At 54.0% G+C, this 7,828-nt stretch carries 13 protein-coding genes; all 13 read right to left on the bottom strand.

Annotated elements, in window-relative coordinates; genetic code table 11:
• Positions 1 to 57 precede the first annotated feature (57 nt).
• On the bottom strand, positions 58 to 1,074 hold the full coding sequence (locus tag CIK76_RS18855) for a zeta toxin family protein (protein WP_141393635.1): 1,017 nt from the start codon (positions 1,072 to 1,074) through the stop codon (positions 58 to 60).
• 21 nt (positions 1,075 to 1,095) lie between these two features.
• Positions 1,096 to 1,554, bottom strand: coding sequence for a hypothetical protein (locus CIK76_RS18850; RefSeq protein ID WP_096289362.1), 459 nt, complete (start codon positions 1,552 to 1,554; stop codon positions 1,096 to 1,098).
• 54 nt (positions 1,555 to 1,608) lie between these two features.
• Complete coding sequence (locus CIK76_RS18845; RefSeq protein WP_096289360.1) at positions 1,609 to 2,187, bottom strand: recombinase family protein; 579 nt, start codon at positions 2,185 to 2,187, stop codon at positions 1,609 to 1,611.
• A 149-nt stretch (positions 2,188 to 2,336) separates the two neighbouring features.
• Entirely contained in the window at positions 2,337 to 2,834 is a 498-nt protein-coding gene (locus CIK76_RS18840; RefSeq protein WP_096289358.1) for a hypothetical protein, read from the bottom strand.
• 60 nt (positions 2,835 to 2,894) lie between these two features.
• A complete protein-coding gene (locus CIK76_RS18835; protein ID WP_096289356.1) occupies positions 2,895 to 3,224 on the bottom strand; it encodes a hypothetical protein in 330 nt (109 codons plus the stop codon).
• Positions 3,225 to 3,265: 41 nt separating this feature from the next.
• A complete protein-coding gene (locus CIK76_RS18830) occupies positions 3,266 to 3,571 on the bottom strand; it encodes a hypothetical protein (RefSeq protein WP_096289354.1) in 306 nt (101 codons plus the stop codon).
• Positions 3,571 to 3,978, bottom strand: coding sequence for a hypothetical protein (locus CIK76_RS18825; protein ID WP_096289352.1), 408 nt, complete (start codon positions 3,976 to 3,978; stop codon positions 3,571 to 3,573). The genes CIK76_RS18830 and CIK76_RS18825 overlap by 1 nt, the downstream gene beginning before the upstream one ends.
• Before the next feature lie 2 nt (positions 3,979 to 3,980).
• Entirely contained in the window at positions 3,981 to 4,775 is a 795-nt protein-coding gene (locus CIK76_RS18820; protein WP_096289350.1) for a ParA family protein, read from the bottom strand.
• Between the two features lie 125 nt (positions 4,776 to 4,900).
• The gene (locus tag CIK76_RS18815) at positions 4,901 to 5,428 is read right to left on the bottom strand and encodes a single-stranded DNA-binding protein (RefSeq protein WP_096289348.1); all 528 of its coding nucleotides are present in this window, start codon (positions 5,426 to 5,428) and stop codon (positions 4,901 to 4,903) included.
• A gap of 93 nt (positions 5,429 to 5,521) precedes the next feature.
• Entirely contained in the window at positions 5,522 to 5,755 is a 234-nt protein-coding gene (gene nrdH / locus CIK76_RS18810) for a glutaredoxin-like protein NrdH (RefSeq protein WP_096289346.1), read from the bottom strand.
• A 78-nt stretch (positions 5,756 to 5,833) separates the two neighbouring features.
• Positions 5,834 to 6,016: a hypothetical protein gene (locus tag CIK76_RS18805; protein ID WP_096289344.1), complete on the bottom strand. Its 183-nt coding sequence runs from the start codon at positions 6,014 to 6,016 to the stop codon at positions 5,834 to 5,836.
• A gap of 65 nt (positions 6,017 to 6,081) precedes the next feature.
• Positions 6,082 to 6,492 (bottom strand): hypothetical protein, encoded by a 411-nt coding sequence (locus tag CIK76_RS18800; RefSeq protein WP_096289342.1) that lies wholly within the window; start codon positions 6,490 to 6,492, stop codon positions 6,082 to 6,084.
• 289 nt (positions 6,493 to 6,781) lie between these two features.
• The gene (locus tag CIK76_RS18795) at positions 6,782 to 7,669 is read right to left on the bottom strand and encodes an ArdC-like ssDNA-binding domain-containing protein (RefSeq protein WP_096289340.1); all 888 of its coding nucleotides are present in this window, start codon (positions 7,667 to 7,669) and stop codon (positions 6,782 to 6,784) included.
• Positions 7,670 to 7,828: the final 159 nt, after the last annotated feature.

Here is a 7,828-nt window from a genome sequence, read left to right as displayed (position 1 = left end):
GACAGGGGGTCCGTTCGTGTTTCTTTGCATCTATCGGGGCACGGGGAAGGTGTGCGGTTAGTCGCCTATCCCCGGCCCTTGGTCTTTGCCTTGACGGTGAATCTTAGCCGCTCTGCTATGAGCTTGAACCGACTTGGGAATTGCTTTATTCGCCGTCGCCAAGCTACGTGGGATTAGTCGCCCGTCCATTTTCACCTTGTCCACTTCTAGTGGATGCGGCTTGCCCTCAACGCGGCGATACTGCTGCAAACTGATTGCACCCTTACCGCTGGCTGCTAGATGTTCGGCTGCACCCTCGGTAGTCGATGGTCCGGTCTTCCCTGGGAAGACTGCGGCAACGACAGCTGGCGGCACTGGTCGGCCACCTAGCCGACCTTCTAGAGAGTTCTCACCTGCGAGAAACTTCTTATAGTCTCCCGCCCAACGATCCTTAACGCTTTGGGCCGAAGTCTCATAATCAGTCTGCACACTAATGACTCGATACTGGTAGCCGTTAGCGTCCAAACGTTGGGCAATACTTTCAGCCGACTTCTCGTTTTTAAGGACGGTATCGACAATGAAGTTTGTGCCCTTTTCCATCAATCGGTCTTGAAGTCTCGCATTCAGATATGACGATTCCTCATGTACCAGGGAAGCAAGTTCAAAGGGCGCGAACTTCTCGCCTTGCGCTTCATAATCCTTGATCATCTGTGGCTTCAAAGAATCCAACGTTGGGTCCTGGCCTAGCTCATGTTCAAGGATTTTTGCTTTGAAATAGTCGGGGTCACAAACCACGAATTCATTCAGGCCGCCGAGCTGCGAGTCTTTAAGAAAGCTCTTACCCGCGCCCGGTGGACCAGCCATCACATAAGCCCTGTGCTGATCTTTAGCTTGTGGGTTATTGTCAATGACCTCTTGAATCCATTGATCATGCAGCTGCATTCTCCCTCGCCTGGGTTCCCGCTCACCATCGGCCATGATGAAATTGGCACGATTCGATATGGTGGCGTGCTCACCCTCCGGACTCATCGCTGGATTAGCGTTTACAGATTGCAACGCTTCGTAGTGACGTGCAACGGTCTCGTCTAAACTCACACTCTCTCCTAATACGGTGCGTTAGTCGGCCCGTTGATCCAGGACTTCCTCATAAATGTCATAGTCGATCAAGCCGAAGGAAACCGCATTTTGAACTTCCACAAAAGTTCCTTCGGTCGTTCCTTCTAGCTCCCCAAACTCATTCACTTTGGGCTTGCTCTTGTATGGCCAAGCTACCAGTTCACGGATCACTTCATCCCGGCTAATCAGCCCGGCCGCATACCGCTGACACACCTCATGAGGTGACGCAGCCTTAAAATCTTCCACCGCATTAGGCACCTTCGCGGCACGCTTCAACGCTGTAGCTATAGCAGGCTGCGAAACGCGAAGAATGCTAGCGATCTGGGTCTGCGTCATCTGCTCCCCTGCTGCCTTAAGCAGTCTCTTGTAATCCAGCGTAGCCACTTCCGACAGCTCCCTGGCGCGCAGTAACTGCGCAGCCAAATCACTCCCTCGCGGCGATTCAATAACCTGATTCATAACAACCTCCTAAGGCTAGAAAATAGATTCCTTACAGTTCAATTATAATACATGTTATAGGCTGTTTTCTAGCCCTCGCGTTACTGCTCTGCGCACCGTGGAAACACTCACGCCCAAGATTGCTGCTATCTGCGGATAGCTTTTATTCTCAGTGCGCAGCTTGCGCGCAGTTTCTATGCGTTCAGCCGTCATGACGCTTGGTCTGCCGCCAATGCGCCCCTGGGCGCGAGCGTGCTCTAGTCCTCTGCGCGTATTCTCTCTGATCGTAGAAACGCGCAGCTGGGCCAGCACCGCCATGATGCCTATGATGGCTTCACCCATTGGTGTTGTTGCATCAATGTCGAGGAATGGTTCGGTGAGACTGCTCAGTTTGACTCCGCGCTCCCCCAATTCCCTGATTGTTTCGATGGCCATACGCTCAGTTCCAGCTATCCGATCCAAAGCACGAATCACTAGAGTGTCGCCCTCCCGCAAATAATCCAGGCAAGCGATCCACTCCGGCCGGTTTGCTATGCGGCTCGACTCTCCGTGATCGACATACACTTTCCCGGCCCCGGCCGCGCTCAGCTCGGCCGCCTGAGACTCTGGGTTTTGCTCTCGGGTACTTACTCGTGCGTATCCAACTATTGTCATAGCAAAAACGGTAGCTGGTTAGTTTTAGCCAGGATTGGGTTTTGAACAGGTTTTTGACACGAAAATGCCCCGGCGCGTCGCCGGGGCATCATGGTTTTTGGTTACCTGGTCAAAAACGACCGATATTGGTGGTCTCCCCAAGCTTCGTTTTAGTTTTCTACATCTTCGGCCTTGAAAGGATGCCTCCACTCCTGAATCAATGGAAGATCTTCAATGAGATCAGCATCCGATGCATAGTGCCTCTTGTACCGCATGGGCACTTCCGCCCCCGGTTCGGACACATACCACGGGTGTGATGAATGTTCGCTGTACTCGACGTATGGTGCTTCCACCAGGTAGCCGTCGTTGGTGGCTGTAATCTCGCTCGGATACGCATTCGTCCAAATAGCTTCATCGGGAATGTTCGGCCAGTATCCCCATACCTGGCCAACTCCATTGATATCAATTGTTGAATCGATCGTGGACCAGTCCGGATGAACGCGCAGCCGATCAGTGAGTATCGGACTCTCTGCCAAACGAAGACGCGCACACCGAACCAGGTAAGTAGCCGACCCAACGGTCACACCAATCTCAGCTGCTACCTGCCGATAGGTGAGCTTCTGTTCTTTCAGTGACAACGCGTGTTCTTGAGCCTCAAATTTGTTCATGGGCTTATTCGCTTCTGGAACAAATTTTGATTCGATTCGCAACAGTATTGACCCGATCTATTATTTATCGGTTTCATTTGGTTCTTCCCGGATATCTTTATAAAGTTTCTGAACGCTGTTATCCAGCGATCCCATCAAAAGCAACTCGGCCGTGTCTTTTTGGAAGGACGGGCCTAGCGGCTCTGTCGCAGCGTCACGAAAAGCTTTTACCGCTTCGGGCTGTAGGACGTTGTACTTGTCCATCTGATAGGCCACTTCTCGCGCTACGTCGCTGAGCGCGTTCAAAAACTCGATCTGGTCATCTACAGATGAATGATCCCAATAACGTTGTGATTTCAAGGCTGCCGCTGCTTCTTGGAAAACCTCGACCTGAATATTCTTGCTATTCATGACAGTAGTATCCTTCCGTGGCCCGACAAATTGGACCTGCTCTATTTGGTCTTGGCCAAGTCCACGATGGATTCGACGGTTCCGCAGATACCTTCCGAATTCATGCGGTCGTTCGGTTCGATATGCTTTGCTACTCCTTGGTTCCAAAGCTTGTCGATGTTTTTAGGACTCATGCCTTCCTCGGTGCGAGCAAGAACAAATTCCACATAACTTGCGCATGAAGCCTGGATTACCGGCGCAGCAAAAGCTTTGCTGAACGTATCCATGATGGCCATTGCGAACATGATTTGAACGACGAGTGCACCTGCGCAAACTACGGATGCAAGCATGATGATGGTTTTTCGCATTAGTCTTCCTTCTCTGTGTGTGATGCTGCGCCCTGGGGCATGTCATTAGCCTTGACTGCTGGCCAGGGCTTGCCGCCGTTGTATTCGGCTTCCAAGCGCTCTACTTCTTTCATCACTGCCTTGTGAATGAACTGCGATAGATTGCGGTTGCCCTCTGAAATCATCGTATGCAAGATGGCTCCGCGTACCCGGTCCGTGTCGGTCATGTCCTGATAGAACGACACCTTATGCGGGTACTTGCGCTTCTTCACCGGCTCTTCGGCTGCTGGCTTCGGCGCAGCGGCGGCAGCATTGGCGACCTTCTTAGGCTCTTCCTGCGACGGTGTGGCGGCAGCTGCGGCTTCCGCAGGCTTTACCGGGCTGCTTCCTGCCAGATTCGATTTTCGGGCTGCTGGTCGGCCTGCCATAGCTACTTGACTCCTTGAATAGTGGTGAGGTGATCTGCGTACATCTTGCTTAGTTCGGTGGCTTCTGCGCTCCCCCATTCATCGAGTGCCACTGATGCTTCGGTGGCATCTGCGATGACAACGCGCTTGGGGATTGGCGGGGTGAGCACCGTGAAGTTTCGGGCTTCGGCGGCGGCGTGCAGCTCGTCTAGCCAGGTCTGCCCTGCGATAGTGCGGCCCTCGTGCTGGTTCACCAAGACACCGGCCACCTGCAAGTTTCGGTTGTAGTGCTCCCGCACGCTCTCAATGGTGCGCAGCAGCTTTGCCAGCCCGTCAAGGCTCCACTTCTTGGATTGGGTAACGATTAGCACCTTGTGGGCTGCGGTCAGGCCGTTGATGGTGAGCTGATCCAAACTAGGGGCACAGTCCACCAAAATCAGGTCGTAGCTCTCGGACACTTCTGCAAGTGCTTTGCGTAGCTTCGATTCGCGGCCGGCCCCTGTGGTTATGAGTTCTTCGCCTACGGATGCCAGGGTGTCCCCTGCCGTCGGCACAATGTCCACGCCTACCCAGATCGTCGGCACGATGACCTCTACAAGAATTTCATCCGCTCGGGCGCTCAGCACGTCAGCTAGGCCCACCTGGTCATCTGCCACCGGCTCGGCTGCAAGTGCATCGGTCAGATTTCCTTGGGGGTCCAGGTCAACAACCAGGACACGCAAGCCACGCTGGACGGCTGCGCGCGCCAAGTTAACCGTGGTGGTTGATTTTCCGACGCCGCCTTTTTGGTTGGCCAGGGCGATAATCTCTGCGCTCACGTTCTTACCTCCAATAGTGGTAGCAGTACTAACAACTCTAAAAGTACTGTTAGGGGTATAGGTTCTTATAGTACTACTAGGGGTGCAGGTGCGGGGCCGCTCGGCCCCGCACCTGCTGACTGCTGCTAGTTTCCAGGGTTGTTCAGGTAGGGGTTCTGAACGCCGCCGTTCTGCTGCGGCGGGGTGAAGAAGTCCTGATTTCCCGGCTGGCGCTCCTGCAAGTTCTCGCCGTAGGTGCGGGTATCCTGGGGCTGCGACTGGCTAGGGCCGCCCTGCGCACTGACAACACTGACTGGCTGCGCTTTGCGCTTGGCTGCACGCACGGACTGGTTGCGTAGGCTGATGCCGATTTCATCGGCGGTCACCTGGTGCTGAATGGTCGAGCCCTGAGCGCCCTTGTACTCGGTCACGCGGTAGCGGCCTGAAAAAATCACGCGGACATTGCCGGATTCGGTGGCGGTTTCTACTAACTCTTCGGCCTGGACTCCGCTCACCTGCACGTCATAGAAGATTGCGGGGCCATCGGTGAAGCTGCCATCCTTGGCGCGGATTGCATCAGTCACGGCCACGCGTGCGTAGGCGTACGATCCCTTATCGCCTTTGCGCAGTTCTGGGATACGGACAAGGTTTCCGCTGCGGATGATGTGAGACATTTGGTTCCTCCTGATTGACTGTCCTTGTAACACTAAAAGTACTATTGGAGCTGATAGCGCTACAAGGGATTTTATTGAAAACTTTGGTGAAATTTACAGCGGGTCGATCAGTGCTATCTTGTCCGGCCTAAAGCCTGACCAATGATCTGCACCAGCAACCACTACGGGCGCTTGCTGGTATCCCAGGCTTTGCACGAAGGCCAGCGCGTCCGCATTGACCGATATATCCACTACGTCGTAGGCGATACCCTTGCCGTCAAGTGCCCTATAGGTTGCGTTGCACTGTACGCAGGACGGCTTACTGTAAATGGTGATTGCGGAATTCATATCCTCCCCTGCCCTTCTAACTCTAATAGTACTATTACCGCTCGTAGAAAGCAACGGTAATAGTACTATTAGTGATAATTAATTTGTTGGATACCGTCGTTCTGCTGCAATATCCTGCATGAGGTCACTTACTGCGGCCGCATCATTCGCTGGACCAAAGTAGCGCTTGCGGGTTTCCTTGACTAGCTCGGCGCGATACTCCGGCGAGATACCCCGGATAGTTTCGGTGGCCAGTTCTTCGATTTGCTCAATGCTCAGCATGTCAGTCTCTCCTTGTAGCTCTTATAGTACTATTGCCGCCGTCGGCGGCAATAGTACTAAAGGTGTTATTTGGTCCAGTAACGGGGGTTTAGAACTTCGCGGCCGTCGTAATCGACGGCCAGCGCTGCGCGGCCGAGGTTGTCTATATAGATGCCCTCGATCTTTGCGTGCTCCGTGCCGCGTGCGACCTCGCGGACTTCAAGATCAATTTCATCGGCAGCGGTCAGGCTGACCATAACTGCCATCTTGCGGGGCTGCGTCCCGCGCTTGCCGCCCTTGGTCATTGGCAGCACTCGCGCGGTGAACATCAGGCCGCCGCACTGGTGGGTTCCTGGGACTGCCACCAGGTCAGTTGCTCCCAATGACCCCAGCACACCGCCGCCTAATACCTGCCTGAATTGGTCTGCCGTGAATTTGTGCTCCTCGGTGGGTCCAAAGACCGCCTCTTGGCTGTAGGTGAAAAGTGCCTTGTTCATGAATCTTCCTCTCTCAATCTCTCCGGTGTAGCTCTAATAGTACTATTACCGCTAATAAATAGTAGCGGTAATAGTACCGTTTCATTCCTGATCTTCTTCAACCTCCTCTGGAAACAGGCCCCTCCACGCTCGTTCAGCGCTGCGGTTGATGCGGTTCTCTTCGGTGGCCATTGCTTCCCAATCAAATTTGATAGGCATGAGATTCCTTCCCCTTGTTCTTTCCTTCTAACTCTAATAGTACTATTACCGCCACTAAAAAGCAACGGTAATAGTACTATTAGTTGATGTGTTACGCGGCTTGTTTTTCTTCGGCTGGTTCTGTGATCGCTTCGGCCAGTTGGTGGGCGGCTTTCAGTACTCGGGCGGCGGTCTCTTTGATCACCTCAGTTTCTCCTTGGCTCCATCCTGCTACGTATCCGATGCTGTAGGCGCTGGTGTCTAGTTCGAGGATTCCGGCGACGATGTAGGCCACACTTTCGGCTTCGGTTTCTTTGATGCCCCGGTGCTCGATGTATTCGGCTGCGTCTTGGTCGCTGTGCAGGATCACGTGCGCGGCTTCATGCAGGGCGGTCTTGGCTGCTTGTGCGGGGGATAATGCTTGGTCAATGACTACTTGTTTGCTGCCGTCTGTGGTGGTGTACCCGTTGGCGCTCCCGCTGATTGGTTCACGGCTCACGGTCCAGCCTTTGCCGGTCAGGTAGTCCGTCGCTGCGTTGGTGATCCCTTGAGGGTCTTCGCCTGTCAGTTTGTGTGCCACGGTGCTGTGATCCTCTGCTTCTGGGTCCGTTAGGTCGCTTTGTCCGATATCAAACACGCTCACCGGGAAGAATCGCACGGTGCTGCGTTCGGTTTCGTCGCCGGTTTTTTCGTCTTCCTCGGTCCAGCGGACGCTACGGCCGCCGAAAATGCGGATTCCGGTTTCACCTTTGCGGACTTGTCGGCCGAGATTTTGCCATGTCCGGTATCCAGCGATCCGGGTTGCGCCGGGGCACTGTGCCAGGATTAGCAGAAGATTTCCCATGCTGTAGCGGTGGAATGCTTGGGCAAATTCCAAGTACTTCATCCATGCATCACTGTTGCGCAGCTGCTCGACCTGTTCGGCAATTGACGCTTGCATTGTTTCGGCTTCGATTCGGCGCTGGTCTGCGGTTTTGGTGTTCTTGATCTTGCGAACCATGAGAAGTACCTCCAAAAGTACTGTTAGGGATACATGAGTGAGGCGGTCGGTTGATTACCTCGTTCCTGATAAGCGGAGCAGTCCTGGCATAAGGGTCTGGAATGCAACCCGTAGGGCAGGGGTCTGGGGAAGAAGCGCCCGGAAATTCACGCTAAAGAG

Origin of the sequence: Glutamicibacter sp. BW80 (assembly GCF_002332385.1) — a bacterium.
In the GTDB taxonomy this organism is placed as follows: Bacteria; Actinomycetota; Actinomycetes; order Actinomycetales; family Micrococcaceae; genus Glutamicibacter.
The sequence above is the reverse complement of the archived record's forward strand: the minus strand, read 5'-3'. Positions and strand labels throughout refer to the sequence as shown.